Consider the following 20,382-nt stretch of genomic DNA (forward strand, 5'->3'; position numbering starts at 1 on the left):
GTTTGAATTCGGCGGTGTAGGTGTTTCTGGTCGTCATGGGGTTGCCTCCTATGGTGAGGCTTAACTCCACCGACTCAAAACTGGCTCAATCCCACAGGATTTGATGGATCTTGATGTGTCGGGATTTCACGAGTCGGACCACCAGAGAATCAAACGCGTGACCGTTCAGGGCTGGGACGCAACCGAGTGGACCATCACCCTCGTAGGTTGAGGGGTTGCGCCACATTCCTTTGAACGTGAACTTCCGATCACACGAACGCCCACCATGGGTCTGGTGCAGGCGGGGGTGAGCTTGCCGGACGTACGATAAGGACTTGACCATGCACCATGCTTCCAGCCCCTTGCCGCCCCACGAACATCTCCGCCAGCTCCATCAGGTCTATGGCCCTCTGAGCCCCGCATTTGTCGCCGAAGAATTGCACTGCACGCTGGAAGAGGCCGAACATCACCTCTACGGACGGCATGCCGCCGGATACTGCTGGGTCAGCCTGGCGGATCTGGCCCACCTGGCGGCGGTCAGCCCCATTGGGTTGAAGCGCTGGGTGCGGCGACATCACCTCCAGAGCGCACCGCAGCGGGGCCAGGGACGCAGTACGCCGCTCTGCATCCACCTGGATGATGCCCGTCACTTGCTGTACCTGAAGCCAGGCACCCAGCAGGCGACGGCAGACGCGCTGCCCCGTGTGAAAGCAGAAGACTTGAGGGCTTCTCCCATCCCGAGACCGGTCACTCAAGCCGCTGTGGTGGATGTGGACTGGCAGCTGGCGCGGCAGGCCGCGTGGCCCATGACCGTGGACCGCCTGGCGGAAGCGGTCTACGGGTCCCGAGCCGCACAGGCTCGGCAACAGACCCAGAGAATGCTTCGGCGCTGGGAGGCTCAGGGACGCGTCGTCTGCTTCGCCCGGGGCCTGTATGACCTGGTGCGCCCAGTCGTCGTCCTGGACCCAGCACGCTACGGGCGCAGTGTGTTGGCAAGAGAGGAACTCCGGAAGCTGCGCGCCCATCACCCTGAGATCGCGCACTGGCCCAGCAGGTCCCTGGCGGCGGCCTGGCGAGCGTACAGCCGCTTCTATGCTGGGAGGCTGCTGCCCGTAGCGGACCGTGGGGAGCCGACGTTCCTGGAATACCTGCTGGTGGGTCAGTTGAATTCAGAGGGAGTGCCCGGCGAAGTGGACGCCCGGTACGAGGAACTGTGCCGGGAGGCGGCCTTTTACCGCCTGGTTCCTGCGCCGCCCCAGAACGTGGTTGAGACGGAGCAGCCTGCACTGACCGTGGAGAACATCGAGGCTGGCCTGATCGATTTTCAGGCAGCAGCCGAGGCAACGCGGTTGAAGATGCAGCGCCACTCCAACCGCAAACAAGTCCCGAGCAAGGACCGCAGAACAACGGGGTCCAGAGATTTGCAGGAGAGTGTGTAGCTCAGCCGTTCCCTGTGGCGGACACAGGCCGGGCGTGCGCAGCTGAGGGTGAAGAGGAGGAACGAGACAGATTTCAGGGAGGCCCGCCCCAGGAGCCCTGGCGGTCAGAGAAGTTCTCTGACCACGGTCTCGGCCAATCGTAGGGAGTCTGAAGCATCAACGGCATCCTCGCCCTCGCTGTCGCATCGATCGCTTTATGCTGGATCATGTCCCACAAACTCGTCTGGCTGGCTCCCTTCTTTCTGGCCTCATGTGGCCTGGTGCCTTTGCCCGAGCAAACCCAGCCCGACTTCTATTTCTGGACGACGTCCGAGGCTCAGCCGCTTGCACCGGGCACGGTTCTGTACTTGCCGGACAACCAGATCCAGGCCCTGGACCTTCCCAACCTGCCGTACCAACGGGTGAGTGTGGACGCTGAACTGACCGCCATGGGGTACAGCGCCGCCCAGGATCAGCGTTACCGCCTGGAAGTCTTCGTCGCGGACCATCGGCCTGATTGCCCAGTGATGACCAACGACACTGATCCGCCTGTGGACAGTCTGGTGTGTGACGGTCCAGCAGGTGGTCAGGCCCTGGGTGAGGTGGTCTTGCCACGGGATGTCGTGGTGCCTGTTCATCTGGAAGGGCCCATCCTGGACCGCGCGGTTCAGCAGCGCCAGCTGTATCTCGGCGTGCGCCTGCTGGGAGAACAGCTTCAGTTGGACGAGTACGTCAAGGTGTCGCGCATCCGGCTCAACGGACGGCTGTAGATGATGGCTAAGGCTGTGACCCTCGATGTCCGTGGCTCCCGAACAGATTCAATCCGCCAGGCCTGCGTCTCACTCAGAAAGCCCAGAGCAATGGCTGTCCATCCAAGGCTCGCCAGATCTGAGGTGTCTTCGGCAGCGCAGAGCTGCAATATCAGACAGTTCACGGTGGCCGGGTGAACCTGAAAAAGCCGCGCAGCCTGCGCCACGATGTCGCGCCTCTCGTGCACACTGCTTTCTGGTGAGCTTAGCGGTAGACGATCTGGCGCAATTCGAAGATACTCATGGGCTGAGCATCGGACGGGCAGGAAGTGGGATCCGCCGTCTGCGGACAACCTGACGCTGCAGTGTCTTGGCAACCAGGCTTGAATCTCTTCCGTAGTCATGGTGCCTTCAGCGTAAGCGTCTAGCATCGTCAGCATCTCCTTATCGAGGGACAGTCCTTCTGTCTCATCTCAGGGTGGTTCATGGCCCTCCCTTCATCGTTCGTAGCCGTAGGACCACTCCCATTGCCGCTGGTAGCCGCGGTCTTCGTCGTAGCTGCGCTCATGCTGTGGGACAGCTCAGCTCTTTTTGCTGATCACCACCAGTCCGTCGCTTGAGCTGTGGCCTGCTGATACAGATTCAATAGCTTAGTGACTGTTTGTTCATCCGACGAACTTTCAGTCGTGGCTCTAGCACACTGAAAGTGGCGCCTGCAGACTGAGTGCATGACCCCAACTCCAGCCGACGTTCAGCGCCTCACTGATGCGGACACTGCTCGCGCTCTGCGTCAGAATGTCCAGTTTCTCAGCCTTTTCCTAGAGCCCCATTCACCCAGCGAGATTGCAGCCTCGGCAGGCATGGCAGCCAATCTCGCCCACCATCACACCCGCAAATTGGCTGGGCTTGGCTTATTGCTGGAAGTGGGACGCGATGGAGGCAAGGTCTTTTATCAACTGGCGGCGCGAGAATTCCGAGTCCCCCTTGACCTCCTGCCGGAGGGCAAGGGCACGGTCGACATTCAAGGACTCAGCGAGGGCTTCTCACGCGCCTACGAGCGGTCCTGGACGCTCATGCATCAAGGCGAAGAAGATGTTTACGGGTTCGGCTCAGGCGGACACCCTGTGCCCCTGCCATCCCCACCCGAGAGCCCATGTCTGGAAGCCTACCCGGCCCATCTGGACTCGCTGACATTGCGCCTTTCGTCTGAGCGCTATCAGCGGTTGGTCCGTGCTCTGAGCGCTTTGCTGACTGAGGCCTATACCGAGGGCCAGACGCCAGAGGGAAAATACTGCACGCTGGCGGTCCTAGGCTTTCAGTCTGAGCAGGAAACGGGGCGCAATCATCTTTCCCGCAACCTCAACAGCTTTCTCGGCGCAGATTAACCTCTTCTCTTTCCAATGCCATTCATATTCAGTGGAAGGCCAGATCCTATAGACGTGACGCAGAATCTGGCTTTTGGCCGTGCCAGATAGGGTCTGAAATGCAGGGCGTCAAGAAGTGAATCAACAGGGGAGCTGCTGATTCTGGGGAGCAATCTTTCGCTTGCTTTCAAAGGCTTCGTCGTACCGCACTCCTGAAGTGACGACCGCAAACCCAAGGCTGAGCAACTTCCGTCCCAAGGCCACCGATGCGACTTTTGCTGGCTTTCCCCGAGCACGGCGCTGCCGATCGTACTGTCCTACAGGGCCTTTGCATGTTATGGCCCCGACGGCGGCAAGAGCGGCGGTCTGGGCCAGTGCAGCAGAGAGAGTCAGTAAGGTCAGGAGTGAAGTGGGACGGTTCATGGCACCTCCAGCGACAAGGAGAAGTGAGGGATCAAAGCGCAGTGGATTCGGGTGCATCATTTCAGATGACTGCTGAACCATTCGACACCACCACGCTGACCGGCACCTGGCCGTCTTGTGTGCTTGGCCGTGGCCTGGTCATGGGATGGCATTCCCGCTCTCAACGCTGATCTGTGCGCCGCCGAGGGCAGTGACGAGGCATGGTTCAGGCGATCTAGGTTGGCCTGGATCTCGTCTCTGCAGTGAATCAGTTGCCTCAATTGTTGCGCCTACACGGGTCCTGCATAGACTGAAGCCATGGCCCCTGTTCCTGCCCTGACGTGCTTGGAAGCCCTGGCGCAGCTGACCGCGCTCGTTCAGCATTTCTCGCCGCGCGCCGTCGCCACAACTCCAGACTGGGCCGGCTTCCTAGTGGGCCACCTCCCCACCTTCGAGCAGGACATGACCGCCTCAGTCCTCGCCGCCCAGCTTCAGGCCGCCTTTCAACAGTTTGATCCTCGCTTGCAGGTACTTGCAGAAATGGCTCCCGAGTCTCTTCCCCTGGTGCCCGCCCGAGAGGTGACGTTCGTCCTGCACATTCCTTACGGGGACGTGGAACGCGAGATGGTCCTGCGTCCCCCCCAGCTCGTCACCCTGCACCTGGAGGATCTGGCGGTTCAGGAGGTCACCGTCACGGACCTGCCCGTGGTGGGAACGGTGAGGGTTCCCTTCCCAGGGTTTCAGCCCCGCGTCTTTCCACTCCCTGGTGGCCTGAGCGCGGTCTTCCCCCTGACCGAACCGGGCCACCTGGAACGGGATCCAGAGCCGTTTTCCAGCATGACGTTGGATCCGCAGGACAAACGGACCCAGATGGCCTCGGTGATGCTCCTGTGGGGAAAGCTCAGGTTCCTGTACCCCTACTGGACGGAGCTGAGTGTCGACTGGGACGCGGCGCTGCGCAGGGCCCTGCAGGAGGTCACCGACACGTGTGACGACGAGGACTTCACCATCGTCCTTGAAGAGATGCTCGCCCTTCTGGAAGACGCCCACGTTTACGTGCGTCCGGCGCATCTGGGGTATGCGGTGCATGCCCTGCCGTTCTGTGTGGAGTGGATCGACGGGCAGCTGCTGGTAAGCAACACCGAACTGAACGCTGGTCCCGAGAGAGGGGCCGAAGTGCTGGAGTTGGACGGCGAAGACGCCCTGACCCTCTACCAGGGTTACGAGGCGCGGGCGAGCGGCATCCCGGAAGTGCGGCGCTACCGGGCCTGCACCCGGCTGGTGGGCCGCGATGAGGCGCAGTCCGTCCGGGTCACCTGGCAAACGCCGGCGGGGAAACGACAGTCCAGCGTGATTCAGACACGTCCAGGGCGTGAGCCGCGGCCCGAACAGCGGCCAGAACCGCTGACGACGTTGGAGATGGGAATCGGCTATCTGGACTGGACCCGGGCGGAACAGGACCGCGAAGCGGACCTGCTGGCACTGATCGGGGAAGTGAACGTGCTGATCGTGGACGGGCGTGGCTATCCCACGGAGTTGGCCATGACCTTGTTCAGGGCACTGGCACGGCAGGAGATGGGGCTGCCCGCCTTGCTGGTCCCCGTGGTCACGTCGCCTGATGCGCACGATCTGAGGTTCAAGGACATCGCCAAGCCCTGGTTTCAGCCGAATCCGGCGCGTCCGGACGTAACGCTGCTCTTCCTGACGAACGCGCACGGCACGCAGAGTTATGCCGAGAGTCTGTTGAGCATGGTGGAGGCGTACGGCCTGGGCCAGCGTTTCGGCAGTCGATCGGCGGGGTGCAATGGCATGATTGCGGTCCTCGAGCTGCCCAGTGGACACCGCGTGCGCTGGACGGGCGTCAGGACCCTGCGCAGTGGCGGGCGGCCCTTGTTCCGGGTGGGGATTCCAGCAGACCAAGACGTCAGGAGATCCAGAGCGGGAGTCGTGGCGGGAAGGGATGAGGTGCTGGAGGCCGCACTCGGCGAGGCCAGGAGGGTGACCTCTGCGGGGGTGTCTTCAGATCCACACGCCGAACCACGTTCAGGCTCAAAAGAGCGCTAGGCCGTACCCTCACGGCGCGCTGGGTCCAGCAGGTTAGGGACAATGGCTTCCATCGAGGCGGCGTCCACTCCCGCTCTGGTGGAGCCGGGCCGCAGCCTGTAGAAGATCGACACGATCCTGGGCCACGAGACCCCAGCACCACCTTACGGCGGGCCTGCGAGACAAGCCTAGGCGCTTGGAAAAGAGAGGCTTTCAGGAAAGGCCGGCAGCCCAGGGAAGTGTCCCTGAGAGATCATCTAAAACATATAAGGAGGTGGATGGGCGGGGAGGGCAGTACCGTAGAAGTGATGCCGCCTCTCCCCCATTCCAAAGCATGGTACGCCCACCTCGCTACTGAGCTCGGCGGGTACCACCATCCGTGGCGTCGTGTCCTGGATGGTCCTGATCCAGAACAGACCTTTGACCTTCTGCTGGAACAAGTGCTCCGTCCGGATGCGCGGGTTCTGGAAGCCGGCTGCGGTCACGGCCCGGATGCCGTCCGATTCGGTCAAACGGTTCAGCAGTGGATCGCCTACGATCAGGTCCCGGAACTGCTGGAGATGGCCAGGCGCAACGCCCCGCACGCCGTGTTTGAGGAGTGGAATGGGAAGGATGCATTGCCAGCCGCGTTGCAGGACCCATTTGACGTCATCGTCTCCCGCCGTGGGCCGACGAGCATCATCTTGCGTCTGCCTGAACTGGCTGCCCCGGATGCTCAGTTTGTTTACGTCGGACCCCGGCTGACCGTGCCTCAGGTGGCCGAACGGCTGACGGCTGTTCAGTGGCGCATCGTGGCAGAGTGGCGCATTTCTGTGCAGGCCTATGCACCGACCTGGGAGGACTGGCGGGTGCGCGGTGCGTGGATGGACGAGCCCGTCTCCAGAGCGGACTGGGAGGCAGGCGTCACCCCACAAGGCATGCCCTACCGGGAAGAACGGTACGTGGTCCTGGCGAGAGCGACATCGTCTGCCACAACCCTGCCAGAACTGTCATAGGTCAATTCATTTCTCGGAGCCAACAGTGACAAGAGTCAAATTTCGGATCACCAAGGTTAAACCTTAGAATTTCCGGAATTGAATATGTTCATTCAGCCTACCTGACAACGAAATCTACATCACTTAGAACTGCGGTAACTTTTCCGTTGGATAGAGAAGCACCACACCGAGCACCGATGAAATTTCGCGCATTGTTATAGTAGGCCGATAGCTGAGCTGTACTCACCCGCCCTGGGGGTTTTCCTCCAGAGCCTCGTGTTCCCACGTAGCTGAACTGAAATTGATTGATAGTGATCGATTGCGGGTCAGCATATAGCTCGTTTAATTTTGATTTGCAGGCCGCTTCAAAATCTTCACGTAGGGGCAAATTTCTGTCCTCCTGTACAAAAAATATTGTAAGGAGCACAGATGGTACAATAGATACCGAAACTAAAACATTGGCTTTTACAGCAGATTTATGTCTGTGCATATTTTTATGATGTCATCCTCTATTGTTTATAAGTATGTCTTAGCTGTACTTCGGGGAGTATTCATCAGGATTATCCCAAACAGATCTACGATGCTGACCGTATTTAGAAGCCCTGAAGAACCAGTAGACAACAGGCAAATCAGCCCCGAAAGAGTCGTTACCAGTTCGGCCCGGATCGTTCTGGCCAGATGACTGGAGAGGTACGCACCCGCCAGAACCAGACGCCCAGTCCCAGGGCACACCCCAGCGTAGACAGGGAGAGCAGCGTCCAGAGGGTGGAACTGACACCTTGGAATCCGGTTGGTACCTGCGGCATGCAGGGGGAGCCTTCAAATCCAGCGCGATCAGTCCAGGGCAGGCGCTGCCCAGTGGGCAGCGCTAATGAGGATCTCAACTGAGCCTCGGACGGGAAGACCAGCAATTGTCGCTTCGTGACCTGCACCTGGACGTAAGGTAAGTGGTCGTGCAGCCTCAGGAAGGGCTGGCGATTCCAGCAGCCGAAGGCCACGATCTTCGGTTGGGTGGCCGTATCATGGGCCGGGTCCAGGAAGGACGGAGCGTCTGATGAATCGAAGCTGGTAGCAAAGTATCCGCCGCCAAGCGGGGTCTTGAACGTGTCCATGCTGCCCCTATCCCAGTCCTGACCTCCAGTAAACATCCAGGGGGAGACGAAGAGAAAGCCAGTGACGAGAATGAGGACGGTGGGTAAAAGTGCGGCTGTGAAAGTCAGAGCAAGGCTGCCACGACGCCCACGTGTAGAACGCCAGCAAATCAGCCCGAGTAACGATCCAGCACAGAGGGCCACGACGAAAAGCAACAGCAAGTGCAGCAGCAGAAACACGAAGGTGAAGCCCATGCCGAAGTGTAGGAGCACCGCTTCAGGCGGACTGCCGTAAATGTGTCAGCAAGAAGGCCAGTAGGTGCCGGTTCAGAAACAACGTCCCCATCCCTTGCTGTCAATTCCACTTGAGTCTGTCATCAGCCCCTGCATCCAGCTCGACCACCATCAATACGGAGGCCGAGGAGATCTGCAAGGACGGAAAACTGGTGCCCAAAACCTGAAGCGCCGGTGCTGACCGACCTTCAAAACGAGGCGTGAGCTTTGTCAATGTCTGCCAGGATGCGCTGGGTTCAGTCCTCAGGCGCCTACTCCTCAATCAAATTGTTCAGTACCCGGTGCAGAGGCTGCACGACAGAGCGTATTCCGGCGCTGCCGTCCTCGGTCAGTCGCAGGAGCACCGCTGCGGTCATGCCCTGTTCTTCCTGTCCCGTCCGGTGCTGGAACGCCACCATGCTGGGGACGAGTTGCAAGTGATCCAACCCATACGGCAGATCGAAGCTCAGCTTCCCTTGAGCGTCTACTGGGGCGAGATCGAAATCGAAGACCAGGTGGCCCTGTTCTTTGTGGGTGGTGACCAGTGCATACACTTCTCCTGCCCGGCCCACACCATTTAGCCGGTAGTGGCTGCGGATGGCTGAAGGATACCAGCGCAGATTACCGGGATAGACGCGGTCCGGCTGATGTCCGAGCACCTCCGCGACGAAGGGACCGAAGAACCTGGCGTAGATGTTGTAGGCGTCCGTTGGCGCGGCTGCGGTGCCCAGCTGGAGGGCCACTGAACCGAGGTGGAGCACCGGATTGGTCCAGCCCTCCAACTGCACGGAGAGACCGGCATCGTGGGCCGCCTGGATCAGCAGGTTGGCGTCCAGGTAGGTCTTGTGGTTGGTGGTGTTCGGATACAGCGTGGGGAGGAGACCGGAGATTGGGAGGTTCGGGTAGATCGTGACCGGGCGTTTGCCTTTCGGAAAGGTCAAGGTCCAGTGATCGACCGGCCCTTGCACGCTGACCCCTTCCTTCTGGAGCTGGGCCTTGAGGCTGTTGACCTCGACGTACTGCAAGCTGAGCTCGGGGATGGACGGGACCGGACCCTCGACCTGTGCCTGACTGTGCGGGAGCGTGAGGATCAGGGTGACACCGAGCAGGCCGAGCATGCCCAGCGAGGTGAGCCAGGAGACGGCGTGCACCTGGAGCAGTCCCCGGTTGACCGCGGTAGGTGCGCCGAGTTCGGCAAGCACCCGGGCCTCTGCGGCCTCTTCGCTCAGCCCGAACGCCTGGTGCTGGCGCATGCGTTCGTGGAGGTGACTGGACAATTCGGCCTGGACGGCGTGGCGGGTGGAACCGGTCAGGCCGCGGGTGGCCTGCCGGAGATAGCGTTCAGTCGCGCGGCTCATGCCTGACCCCCAAACGGCTGCATCGCGGCGGAAAAGGCCTGCCAGGCCTGCTGGCGGCGGGCAAGGTCGGTGCGGCCGGCTGGCGTGAGGTGGTAGTACTTGCGGGGGGGACCACCGGTGGGGCTGGGCTGGAGGTCAGCCATCAGGAGGCCCTGTTTTTCGAGGCGATGCAGGGCAGGATAGAGGGTGCCTTCCTTGAAGTGGAAGTGACCGGCGGTGAGGGCATGGACATGTTGAATGAGTTGAACGCCGTAGAGGGGGGCGTCCTTGAGGCTGGCGAGGAGAATGAGGTCGAGGTGGCCGCGAAGGGTGTTCTGATCCATAGCACTCCTCTTGATACTTTGTATGTCTATACATAGCCACACAAGGTATGAAAAGTCAACCTCACCATGTCGTGGTGCCGGCTCAGGTCTCTCGGTCCGCCGGGCGTCAGTGACTCCCAAATCCTGTCCCGAGGCTGAAGCCCGTCGCCCAATGAACAGGTCAAGCTCTAGGGAAGGGCGTCTGGAAAACCCCTGTTCAGCCTCCCGCGAATGACCTGGACGCAGCGGAGGGCAGCAGGTGGTTGCGGATCAGCAGGATCTGCCCCCGATGACTGAGCTCGTCCTCAAAAATATGGAACCAGGCCCAACGGAAATTCACCAGCGTGCCGTCAATCAAGGTGAACTCACGGTCAAGCCACGCATCATCACAATGCGCAAGTCGCTGCAAGCTGTCCTGGCGGACCTGCGCGAGCAAGGCCTCGTACTGGTTCAGTGTCCAGCCGGTGTACTGTTCACGCGCGGCGGCCCCCAACTGAAGGGCAGGGCGCCACTGTGTCTTCTCCTGAGCGGTGGGCTCGCGCCGCTCGAACGTGGCCACACTGTAGGCCCACTCCACAGCCGCGATATGCGCCAGGAGCGCACCGATGCTGTTGCCCTGTGCACCAGGTGCCCAGTCCAGCTGCGCCGGCTCAAGTCCGCGTACAGCGGCCAGTGTGGTTCGGCGGGTGTCCTGCAGCATCCCCACCAGGGTACCTATTTCAGGTGGAAATCCCTTCACGGGAGTGAGGCGGTGATCGGACGGCATTGCTCAAGATATCGCCCTCATGCATGAATACACGCCGATTCTGCGTGATTTTTCCGGGGAACAAGTGCCCTTTTGGGTAACTCCATTTACCGGAAGTCAGGCTGGCCTGAAGTAAGACATGGAACCGAAACCTGCGCTAGCAACCGTGTTAAGCAGGTTTCGGGCGAAATCTCAGTTCACACTGGCTTCAAACATGTTCTTGCTCTGGCGTGATTGCTCTCGTAGCGCCACAAGCTCAGCCCCGCCGCGTCAGCGTCAACCGCGCGCCCACCAGCCTAAAGCCGGCCCGCTCCACATTGCGCTCGCTGCCGGTTCCAGGCGTGACGAAAACGCTGGCGAGGCTTGCACCGGCCGCTGCGGCGCCCTGCAAACGGTGGGCCAGCAGCGCGGTTTGCAGTCCGCGTCCCCGGAACTTAGGCAGCGTGGCGGTGCCGTGAAAGGCGGCGATGCCTTCGGTGACGCTCAGGGCAGCAGTGGCCGCAGGCGTACCGTTCACGTCTGCCACAAACAACTGAGTGCCTGGCGCGTGTCCCACCACCATCATGATCTTCTCCGTCCCTAGCCCGAAACCCTGTGCGGCTAGGGTTGCCCAAGCGTCGGCCTGTTCTTCTCGAATATCGGCAGGCTGCCAGGCAAAGTTGCCTGACAGATCATGAATGTAAACGTGCAGCACGTAATCTAGGGCGTAACTGCGTTCCCTCAGCATAGGCAGGACTGGCGACGCGAAGGCCGAAAGCAGATGCAGCGTGGTGGGCTGAGCGTGTCGGAGACTGAACGCCTCGAACTCCTCAAGTTCCGTTGGTGTGAACGGGCGGGTGCCGTTGTGCCAGCCGGTATCCACCGGCAAGTCTGGGCCAGCGTGAACAGCGGTTAGGGGGCCAAATCGCGCTGTCTCTCCTGTCTTCCCATAACGTGCATGGGCCGTTGTCTCGGCGTGGGCCAGCCGTTTCAGCAGCTCCGTATTCATCCCGTCAACCATATCTCTTGAGGTCGTAACCTGCTCTATCCCTCCTATCGAAAGGGCAGCGCCCGTAATCATGGCCTTGACTTTCACTTCTCGGCGTCTAGTTAGGGTATACCGCCCGAGGGAAGACGGTAAGGCAGGCAGGTCAAAAATCTGCTGACAGCTCAGTGTGATGCCTTTTCGGTAAGGCCGTTTACCAGAAGCCAGACCCCAGAGCTAACTTCGGTTGTCCCTGGGGCAGGCCATTCGGCAACCTCACTGACCAGCAGCCTTCAGCCGTTCAGGCAGATCGGCTCTGAAATTCAAATGAGGTTGCAGAGCGTCTCTGGTCAAAAGACAGGCACTGCCGGGTTCCGGACCAGCGCTCCGCACCAGGGAACCAGAAGAGGGTTGCAGTGTGCGTTCCTCCAAGATGGGCCTCGTTTCCCAAGATAAACTGCGCTCATCTTGCCGTCCTCCCAGAACTCCGCCTGCCGTGACCTCGCTCCGCCCGGCACTGATCTTCACGTGAGGCCCCTGGGCCGCCCGCGCACATGACGCAGACCCACGGGGAAGCCCTGGACCTCTTCGTGGCCTTCACCGAGGCCGCAGGCCAGATCACCGATCTCGACGACCTGGCCCATCTCGCGCTCGAGACCCTGCGGACGCTGATCCCCGGCGCGAACGTGGCCTTCACCGAGCGCACCCCCACCCACTGGCAGTTGCGGCAATGGACCGACAACCTCGCCCCGGATCTGCTGGCGATGGCCCAGCAGCGCGGCTTTCCCCTGGAGACCCCGGTCTTCGCGGAGCTGGTGGGCACGGGGCAACCGAGCTTCGTGGATGGCTGGCGGGCCGCTGAACAGGCGGTGGCCCACACGGAGCAGTTTCAGGCCGTGGCGCACTACCCCATCGTTCAGGGCAGTGAAGTGGTGGCCGCCATCGGTCTGGCGGTGACCGATCAGCACGTCTGGACCGACCGTCAGAAGGCCATCGTCCGCTCGGTGGGCCGCAGTTTCTCGCTGCTCTACGAGCGCGTCCGGGTGACGGACGAGCTGCGCGTCCAGCAAAAAGAGGCTGAGGCCCGCACCCAGGTGCTGGAGCTGCTGGCGAACCTGACGGCGAAGCTGACCACCGAGGCCGACGATGAGGTGCTGATCCAACGCGCCCAGACCCAGGTGCTGGCCCTGTTGCCGCCCAGTCACGCCGCCTACTGGGAACCAAAGGGGAAACTGTGGCGGCTGGGCGCACACGTCAACGACGTGGGCAACGCCGAACTGATGGCGATGATGCGCGCGGGCGTTCCAGTGGGGCAGATTCCGACGCTCGATACCCCCTGGGAGACAGGAGAGGCACTGTGGCAGGACGATTACGCGCGTGACACCGACGTGGACGCTGAGCTGACCCAGCACGTCTATGCCGTGGCGTCCCTGCCGATTGGTGTGGGGCCGGGGCAGCGGGGCGTGATCAACTTCTCGACGTTCGAGCCGCACCGCTGGAGCGCGCCCGAACGGGCGCTGCTGACCACCCTGGCGCGCGGCTTGTGGCTGGCCCTGGACCGCACGGCGGCCCTGCGGCGGCAGCGCGACGAGGCCCAGAAGCGCAGCCAGGCGCTGGAAGCCTTCGCGCTGCTCTCGCGCGACCTGGCGGCCGAGACGGACCGCTACGCCCTGATCCGGCGCGCACAGAAGATCATCCTCTCGCTGCTGCCCCCGGGTTCCAGCGTGTACTGGGAACTCGAGCACCACAGCTGGCGGCCCAAGACCCAGGTGGGCGAGTACGACCCGGTGATGCAGGCGTACCTGGAGGAGCATGGCCTGCCGGAAGACGCGCCCGGCTGCGCCGTGCCCTGGCGCAGCGGGGAGCCGCACTACCAGGACCAGTACGCGCTGGGCACGGACGTGTCCAGCGACATGCACGTTCCGGTGGACACCACAGCCATGCTGCCTGTGAGGGTGCAGGGCCAGCCCGTGGGCCTGCTGGGCATCGGCCTGTTCGGTGTGCAGCCGTGGACCTGGTTGGATCGGACGGTACTGGAAACAGCCGTTTCCAGCCTGAATCTGATGCTGGACCGCGCGCAGGGGGTGGCGGCGCTGGCCGAGCGTACCGCCGAACTGGAGCGGACGAATGCGGAACTCCAGACCTCCAACGAGGAACTCGAGGCATTCACCTACAGCGCGTCGCATGACCTGCGTACGCCCATCCGGCACATCAAGGGCTTCGGCGAACTGGCCCTCAAAGCGCTGCGGGACACGCCGAACCCCAGAGTCGAGCGGCACCTGGGGATCGTGCTGTCGGCGGCGGACCGCATGACGGCGCTGATTGACGCCATGCTGGTGCTGTCCCGGGCGGGGCAGGCCGAGCTGCATGTGCGTCCCCTGGCCCTGGACCTGCTGGTGGCCCAGGCACTGCGGGACGCGGAGATCGAGTTTCCGCACATGACGGTCGACTGGCAGATCGGCCCGCTGCCCACCGCACCCGCCGACCCAGTGACCATCCAGCAGGTGCTGACCAACCTGCTGAGCAACGCGGTGAAGTACGCCGCCTCCGAACGCCCCTTGCAGGTACATCTGTGGGCTGAGGAACGGCCCGGCGCGTGGGCCATCCAGGTGCGGGACAACGGCGTGGGCTTCGATCCGCTGTACGCGGGCAAGTTGTTCGGGGTCTTCCAGCGCCTGCATCTACAAGAACAGTTCGCGGGGACCGGAATCGGGCTGGCCACCGTGCGGCGCATCGTGACCCGGCACGGTGGGCAAGTCTGGGCCGAGGGCCGCCCCGGCGAGGGGGCCACCTTCGGCTTCACACGGCCCACCGGGCCAAGTCAGGTGAGATAAAGTTGACCCAAGCCGGGTCTGAGTGGATGCAAGGCGGAGATCAAGCTCTGTCAGACTAGGGTGCACCCCACCCAGCCTGACCGCTAGAAGTCGGAGGGCCATATATATGGCATGAAAAATGCCCCCTCCAGACAGAGGGAGCAAGTGGCAGGCGTCTTTAGTCCTGCGGCTTAGGATCGGTAGCGGGCGCCGTGTTAGCGGGGTTGTGTTGTGTCAGGTCCGGTTGGCTGTCCAGCGCGCCCTTGCCGTGCTCGTCGGGCCGGCTGTCCAGCGGGTTGATCTCCGGCGTTTCCTTGCTCACACTGTCCAGCAGAATGTCCAGCACGTCACCCTGGGTGGCCAGTTCCACGGCCTTGTGGGTCACGATCTCGCCCAGGTTGAGGATGATGGTGTCGTCCGGGGCCAGGATCACGCGGTTGACTGGACGGCCCAGGGCGTCCTTGATCTTCTGCTCGTGGGCCTTTTGCTGGCGCTCGTCCAGTGCGGTCTCGGCGTCCTCGCGACGCTCGCCCAGCCAGCCCTTGGCGCGGTCCAGCAGAGTGCTGGCCCCGCTGGACACATTGTCCAGACCATCCGCCAGGGCGGTGCGGGTGTCGGTGCCGCCAGACTGGGACTGGCGTACACCCGTGGCCGCCAGCAACCGGTCCTCGACACCCAGATGCTGGGCACGTTCCAGGATGGCTGCCGTGACGATCTGCCCCTGTGCGGCCACCAGGCTGCCGCCCGAACTGCGCACTTCCGTCCTGGCTCGACGGCCAATCGCTGCTTCGGGACTGCTGGGGTCCACGCCGCCCCCGCGTCCAGCCTGCACCCTGCCCGAGATTGCCGCAGCCGTCAGCGCGCCCAGCTTGCCGGTCTGCTCGGCATGATCCGCCTGATACGCGGTGATCACCCCACCCCCATAGACGATGGTCTCGCCGGCGTCCGTGGTGACGTCTTGGCTGGCGGTCTTGCCCACCACGTAGGCCTTCTGGCGCTCGGCGGTGGCGCCGCGCATCTCCTCGAAGCTGCCCTGCACCCGGTCACGGGCCTGACCCGCAGACGCAATGATCACGCCGCCGGTGGCGTTGGCGGCCAGCGCGCCCAATTTTCCAGCCTGCTCGGCGCGTTCGGCCTGCTCGGCAGTGATGATCTGGCCCTTGATGACGATGGTGGAGCCGTCGTCGGCCTGCAAGTCATTGCCCGCCGCCTTGCCAATCACGTAGTCCTTCTGGCGCGTCCTGGACGCGTCGGCGATGTTGCCGTAGGCGTCGGAGATCACTCCGCCCGTCGCGGCCGTGGCCAGAGCCGTCAACTTGCCGTGCTCCTCGGCTTTCTGTGCCTGTTCGGCAGTAATCGTCTCGCCCTTGGTGACGATCACCGTGCCGTCGTCCAGGGTGATGTCGCCGCCCGCCGTTTTGCCGATGGCGTATTCCTTCTGGCGTTCCTTGGTGGCGTCGGCGATGTTCTCGTACGCCCCCTTGATCGAGTCACCGGCGCTGCCCAAGGCACCCTTGAGGCCGCCCGGCTCCTGTTCCTGCATGGCATTCGCCACTGCGACCGGTACGATGGCGGTGTCTGCACCGATCTGCACATCATCGGGCGCAGGCACAAAGGTTCGTCCGTTACTCAGGTCCGAAAACAGGCCGCCAGTCGCCTCATAGCCTTCCACCTTGCCAGTCTGCTCGTCGAAGTACACGTCGGCGATCTTGCCCAGGTCCTGCCCGTCGGTGGTCAGCAGCGTCAGACCGATCAGGCTGATTTTGCTGTCCAGCACGTCGGCCAGACGGTCATCTTGTCGGGTGGTGGTGACGTGGTCCGCCGAGTCGATCATGATGGCGTCCTCTCCGATGGCGCGGATCATTTCGAAGGGCACCACCTTGGCCGCGCGGAACCAGCCGCCCTCATCGACCAGCAGGCCGAGAACCTCGTTAGCCTGGTGATCGAAGATCAGGTCATGCACGCTGTCGATGTGCTGGCCCGAGTCGAGGGCAACGATCTGCCGCCCCAGAATGTCTTTGGCTTTAATCATGGGTCACCCTCCAGAAGGTGAGGAGCGGAGGTGCCAGGAAAACGCAGGGGTTCAAATGAACCCCAGATTGAGGATGCCTTGCGGTTTCAGGTACAGGAAATACGCCAGCAGGAAGAGGACGATGAGGATCAGCAGGATCAGCAGCCAGGTGCCGCCACCGCCACCAGTGCCTTTGAGTCGGGTCATGTTGCCTCCGGCCCAGAGTGTAAAGAGGCAAGACAGGCCATGGAAAACCAGGGGCACCAACGGCGCTTTGCTGAATCTTGAGGCTGCCTTTATGCAAGTGACCGCGGAGAGGGGTTGACGGCGGGGCGATCAGCCGCTGACATCAAGAAATTTCAGATTGTGCGCGAGGACGTTCAGGGCCACCCTCATTCGCAGGCTCAGATACGTCCTGACTTGCCCTCAGCGCATTCTGGTCCCTGCCGGGACAGAGAATGCCGATTCTATGCCCTTCCTGGTCTCTAACAGGGTTGATCCCGCCGTCTCAGCACCGCAAAGGGGCAACGGCGAACCACCCAAAAGCCTGATCCTGACGTTCTGAGCTGAAGTTTTGTTTAAGACTGCGTGGCACTGGGCTCAATGCCAGCAGCACTGCATGGCCCTCCGCTCACCCATAGTGGGCTGGTACACCGCCGCCTCCCAGACGGGAGGCGGTCTTCAGGAGACCTATGACCCAGATGAATCTCGTCCGTATGTCCGAGCTGGACCGTGACCACCAGCTCGATCTCAACAGCACCGGCGTCTACAACCCCCGCGATAACGACGCCTACGGCGCGAATGGCGAGAAAATTGGCACTGTGCGTGACGCTCTGGTGCGGCCCACCACTGGTGAGATCCAGTACCTGATCGTCGATGTGGGCGGCTGGTTCTCCAGCAAGCAGGTCCTGATCCCGGTGGGCCAGGCCCGCTTCAGCGAGGACGGCGCGTATTTCGATGGGCTGACCAAGGAGCAGGCGAGTGACCTCAGCGAATATCAGGACGGCCAGGTGTATGAGGCCGAGTCCCAGCTGGCCGACGAGCGGGTATTGCGTGCCCCAGACAGTGACGAGGCCACCTACCGCCGCGAAGCTTTTACCACTCCGGACACCCTGAAGCTGCTCGAGGAGCGGCTGATGATCCATAAAGAACGCTTCGTTGCAGGCAGCGTAGACGTGGGCAAGCGGGTGGAGACCCGTCAGCAGCAGGTCAACGTGGAACTCGAACGTGAGGAAGTGGTCATCGAACGTCACGCGGTGACCGATGCCCGTCCTGTGGAAGGTGCGGTCCTCGGGGCCGACAGCCAGACCTTGCGCGTGGACCTGGAAGCCGAGCGGGCCAACGTCAGCAAGCAGACGTTCGTCACCGAGGAAGTCACGGTGGGCAAGCGAGAAGTGACTGACACCCAGACCGTCAGCGAAACCGTGGGCAAAGAAGTGCTGGAAGTGACCAAGAGCGGCGACGTACAACTGGATGGCGAGGGGCAACCCAGGACTGAAGAACGCAAGGCCTGAACTGGTGTTCGCTCAGGGGCCGGACCGTGATGTGCTCGGCCCCTCTGGTGCGCCGTCGTTTTCGTCTCTCACATGCCTGCCATGGATCTGAACAAGGAATGCTATGATCCTGAATGCTGACGCTCTTTCGCACCGCCTCTCCTGGCGCGGTGTGCTCGCTGGACTCCTGGTGGGTTTGGTGTCCACCCTGACCATCATCGCCTTGGGCACCGTAATCACCGCCTTGACCGGCCTGACCCTCTCGGGCGTCGGCATCGCCGCCGCCATCTGGACCGGGATTGCCGCCCTGGTGGGGGCGTACCTGGCGGGCCTGACCGCCGTGCGCTCTGCTGCGCCGGCCACCCGCAACGAGGACGGCATCGCCGCCATGACCCACGATGACGCCACGCTGACGGGCCTGGTCCTGGGCAGCCTGCTGATCTTGCTGACCACCGTGTTCGCCTTCAACAGCGCCTCACGTCTGGTGGGCACCGCCACGAACGTGCTGGGGACCGTGGCTGGAACGACGGCCACGGCTGCCGGTGCAGCTGGTACCGGCAGCGCGCAGGTCCCCGGCATTCAGAACTTCTTCAACAACATCACGCCGGTGGATGTCGAAGGGCTGATTGCCAACAACACCGATCTGGATCAGGAGCAGGTCTCGGCCACCGCGAACGTGGTGACGGGCATTGTCCGCCGCGCCAGCAACGATCTGGGCGACGTGGACCTGGCCAACATCGGTGATTTCGCGCAGGCCCGCGTGGACTCGATCAAGCAGGCCCTGAGCGGCCCGCAGTTCGTGACCCGGCTGGAGCGCCAGGGGCTGACCAATGCGCAGGCCACTGAGGTACAGACCGAGATCACGCAGTCGGTGGACCGCATTGAGAAGCAGGCCAGCCAAGCGGTGGACAACGCCGAGGCTGCCGCCCGGACTGCCGCGAGCACGGCTGGCTGGGGCTGGCTGCTGGCCGCCGGGCTGACCCTGCTGGCGAGCATCTTCGGCGCGCGTAGCGCGGCGACCCACCGCGCGATTGCCCGCACCCCTGGACGCTAGGAAGCGGGTCTAGCAGCAGAACAGCGTTGACGTCAGGCCGTCCATGGACGTCAGAACACAAGGCAAGAGCACGCTGTCGCCTGTCCCCTCCGAGGAGGGGACTTTTTGCATCCCCAACTTCCCTTGCTGACCTCAAACGCGAGCCATGGCCTATCAGGCTGGGGTATACCCAAAACTGGTAATGGGCCAGTGCTGAAAGGTAACCCCCAGTGCTTCAATGGTTATCCAGCATCGATGACCGCGCCGTCTACACTCTGCACGTATGGCCTCCCATGAATTTCTTAGGCGGTACAACGCGCTGTGTCAGCACTTGCACACCCCGTTGGCCCAAGAGTTGCATCCCGATTCCTCAACATTCAAGACGACATTACCTGGACACTCCAAATTGTTCGGCTGTAAGTGGGCGCGGGCGGGCTTGGGCCTGAATGAAACGTCGGTGCCAGGGGGACACCTGTGAGCGGCCCGCCCATCATCCCCTTCGACTGGCAGCGCATCTGGCTGGGTGACGCGCCGCCGCTGTTCCTGCTGGAAATCGTCTTCCGCACCGCCGTGATCTTCGTCTGGTTGCTGCTCCTGCTGCAGTTGACCGGCAAACGCGGGCTGGCCCAGCTCAGCGCGCTGGAACTGGTGATTGTCATCGCGCTGGGCTCGGCGGCGGGCGATCCGCTGTTCTATCCCGAAGTCCCGCTGCTGCACGCCATGCTGGCACTGGCGCTGGTGGTGGGCTTTCAACGGGTGCTGGCCGGGCTGGTGGTCCGCTCCGAGCGGGTGGAGACCTTTATGGAGGGCCAGCCGGTGGAGCTGGTGCGCGACGGCGTATTCAGCGTGGCCGCGCTGGAGAGAGCCAACCTGAGCCGGGAGGACCTGTTTGAGAAACTGCGTTTCGAGGGGGTCATGCAACTGGGCGAGGTCCGCCGTGCCTACTTCGAGCAGGACGGTGACCTATCCGTCTTCAGACACGACACGGACCCGCCGCCCGGTCTCCCCGTGGTGCCGCCGTGGGACCTGGAGCCGCCCACCGTGCTGAACCCGGACCTGCCTCAGCAGGGGTTTGTGGCCTGCCTGGACTGCGGGCGGGTCCAGCAGGTCAGTGGTCTGCTGGTCGGCTGTGTGTGCGGGGGCAAGGCGGGCTGGACGGTGGCGACGGCTGATCCACTCGCAACTGCAGAGGCGGAAAAGGACCGCCAAGCGGCCCTGTGGTCTGCTCCCTAAAAACTGGACGACATGACAGAGAAACTCCGGATTCAGGTCATCAGCGTCCAGGGTCTGTCCGCTTGATGGATCCTCAGTTCTGACGGTTCTGGTCACTTAACCTCGGTTGTGGCAAGTTGTTGGGGTAGGGTGACGCG

Annotated in this window: 17 protein-coding genes and 1 pseudogene; 9 read left to right on the forward strand and 9 right to left on the reverse strand. The window is 62.5% G+C overall.

All coding sequences use genetic code 11. From position 1 onward, the window contains the following. The first annotated feature begins 314 nt into the window (after positions 1–314). The 5 genes from HNQ08_RS23650 (at position 315) to HNQ08_RS23670 (ending at position 6,950) form a co-directional block, all read left to right on the forward strand. Positions 315–1,418 (forward strand): hypothetical protein, encoded by a 1,104-nt coding sequence (locus tag HNQ08_RS23650; protein WP_184137544.1) that lies wholly within the window; start codon positions 315–317, stop codon positions 1,416–1,418. Between the two features lie 206 nt (positions 1,419–1,624). Continuing rightward, a complete protein-coding gene (locus HNQ08_RS23655; protein WP_184137546.1) occupies positions 1,625–2,167 on the forward strand; it encodes a hypothetical protein in 543 nt (180 codons plus the stop codon). Positions 2,168–2,874: 707 nt separating this feature from the next. After that, a complete protein-coding gene (locus tag HNQ08_RS23660; RefSeq protein ID WP_184137548.1) occupies positions 2,875–3,531 on the forward strand; it encodes a winged helix-turn-helix domain-containing protein in 657 nt (218 codons plus the stop codon). Between the two features lie 699 nt (positions 3,532–4,230). Next, positions 4,231–5,976, forward strand: coding sequence for a S41 family peptidase (locus HNQ08_RS23665; RefSeq protein WP_184137551.1), 1,746 nt, complete (start codon positions 4,231–4,233; stop codon positions 5,974–5,976). Positions 5,977–6,263: 287 nt separating this feature from the next. Next, complete coding sequence (locus tag HNQ08_RS23670) at positions 6,264–6,950, forward strand: class I SAM-dependent methyltransferase (protein WP_184137553.1); 687 nt, start codon at positions 6,264–6,266, stop codon at positions 6,948–6,950. A gap of 97 nt (positions 6,951–7,047) precedes the next feature. On the opposite strand, the gene HNQ08_RS23675 is transcribed toward HNQ08_RS23670, so the two are convergent. The 6 genes from HNQ08_RS23675 to HNQ08_RS23700 all read right to left on the reverse strand — a co-directional run bounded on the left by HNQ08_RS23675 (position 7,048) and on the right by HNQ08_RS23700 (position 11,686). Continuing rightward, a complete protein-coding gene (locus HNQ08_RS23675; protein ID WP_184137555.1) occupies positions 7,048–7,419 on the reverse strand; it encodes a hypothetical protein in 372 nt (123 codons plus the stop codon). Between the two features lie 157 nt (positions 7,420–7,576). Next, complete coding sequence (locus tag HNQ08_RS23680; RefSeq protein WP_184137557.1) at positions 7,577–8,275, reverse strand: hypothetical protein; 699 nt, start codon at positions 8,273–8,275, stop codon at positions 7,577–7,579. 290 nt (positions 8,276–8,565) lie between these two features. Beyond that, complete coding sequence (locus HNQ08_RS23685) at positions 8,566–9,651, reverse strand: permease prefix domain 1-containing protein (protein WP_184137559.1); 1,086 nt, start codon at positions 9,649–9,651, stop codon at positions 8,566–8,568. Then, complete coding sequence (locus tag HNQ08_RS23690; protein WP_184137561.1) at positions 9,648–9,974, reverse strand: PadR family transcriptional regulator; 327 nt, start codon at positions 9,972–9,974, stop codon at positions 9,648–9,650. The genes HNQ08_RS23685 and HNQ08_RS23690 overlap by 4 nt, the downstream gene beginning before the upstream one ends. Before the next feature lie 196 nt (positions 9,975–10,170). Then, entirely contained in the window at positions 10,171–10,653 is a 483-nt protein-coding gene (locus tag HNQ08_RS23695) for a DinB family protein (RefSeq protein ID WP_184137563.1), read from the reverse strand. A gap of 301 nt (positions 10,654–10,954) precedes the next feature. After that, a complete protein-coding gene (locus HNQ08_RS23700; protein WP_184137565.1) occupies positions 10,955–11,686 on the reverse strand; it encodes a GNAT family N-acetyltransferase in 732 nt (243 codons plus the stop codon). A gap of 530 nt (positions 11,687–12,216) precedes the next feature. Here HNQ08_RS23700 and HNQ08_RS23705 point away from each other — a divergent pair. After that, positions 12,217–14,496, forward strand: a complete 2,280-nt coding sequence (locus HNQ08_RS23705) for a GAF domain-containing sensor histidine kinase (protein WP_229790293.1) — start codon at positions 12,217–12,219, stop codon at positions 14,494–14,496. A gap of 157 nt (positions 14,497–14,653) precedes the next feature. Here HNQ08_RS23705 and HNQ08_RS23710 read toward each other — a convergent pair whose 3' ends face one another. From HNQ08_RS23710 to HNQ08_RS27650, 3 genes and pseudogenes are all read right to left on the reverse strand, one after another. Continuing rightward, entirely contained in the window at positions 14,654–16,507 is a 1,854-nt protein-coding gene (locus HNQ08_RS23710; RefSeq protein ID WP_184137567.1) for a PRC-barrel domain-containing protein, read from the reverse strand. A gap of 51 nt (positions 16,508–16,558) precedes the next feature. Then, positions 16,559–16,693 carry a hypothetical protein gene (locus HNQ08_RS28025; RefSeq protein WP_268240040.1) on the reverse strand — a complete coding sequence of 45 codons (135 nt, stop codon included), beginning with the start codon at positions 16,691–16,693 and terminating at the stop codon, positions 16,559–16,561. 129 nt (positions 16,694–16,822) lie between these two features. Continuing rightward, positions 16,823–16,966, reverse strand: a pseudogene (locus tag HNQ08_RS27650) (IS982 family transposase); the annotation flags it as partial. Positions 16,967–17,178: 212 nt separating this feature from the next. Between HNQ08_RS27650 and HNQ08_RS23715 the strand changes: the two are divergent. From HNQ08_RS23715 to HNQ08_RS23725, 3 genes are all read left to right on the forward strand, one after another. Next, positions 17,179–18,000 (forward strand): PRC and DUF2382 domain-containing protein, encoded by an 822-nt coding sequence (locus tag HNQ08_RS23715; RefSeq protein WP_184137569.1) that lies wholly within the window; start codon positions 17,179–17,181, stop codon positions 17,998–18,000. Between the two features lie 103 nt (positions 18,001–18,103). Continuing rightward, positions 18,104–19,033 (forward strand): hypothetical protein, encoded by a 930-nt coding sequence (locus HNQ08_RS23720; protein WP_184137571.1) that lies wholly within the window; start codon positions 18,104–18,106, stop codon positions 19,031–19,033. A 453-nt stretch (positions 19,034–19,486) separates the two neighbouring features. Then, on the forward strand, positions 19,487–20,245 hold the full coding sequence (locus tag HNQ08_RS23725) for a YetF domain-containing protein (RefSeq protein ID WP_184137573.1): 759 nt from the start codon (positions 19,487–19,489) through the stop codon (positions 20,243–20,245). Positions 20,246–20,382 lie beyond the last annotated feature (137 nt).

Source organism: Deinococcus humi, assembly GCF_014201875.1.
Classification (GTDB): Bacteria; Deinococcota; Deinococci; order Deinococcales; family Deinococcaceae; genus Deinococcus; species Deinococcus humi.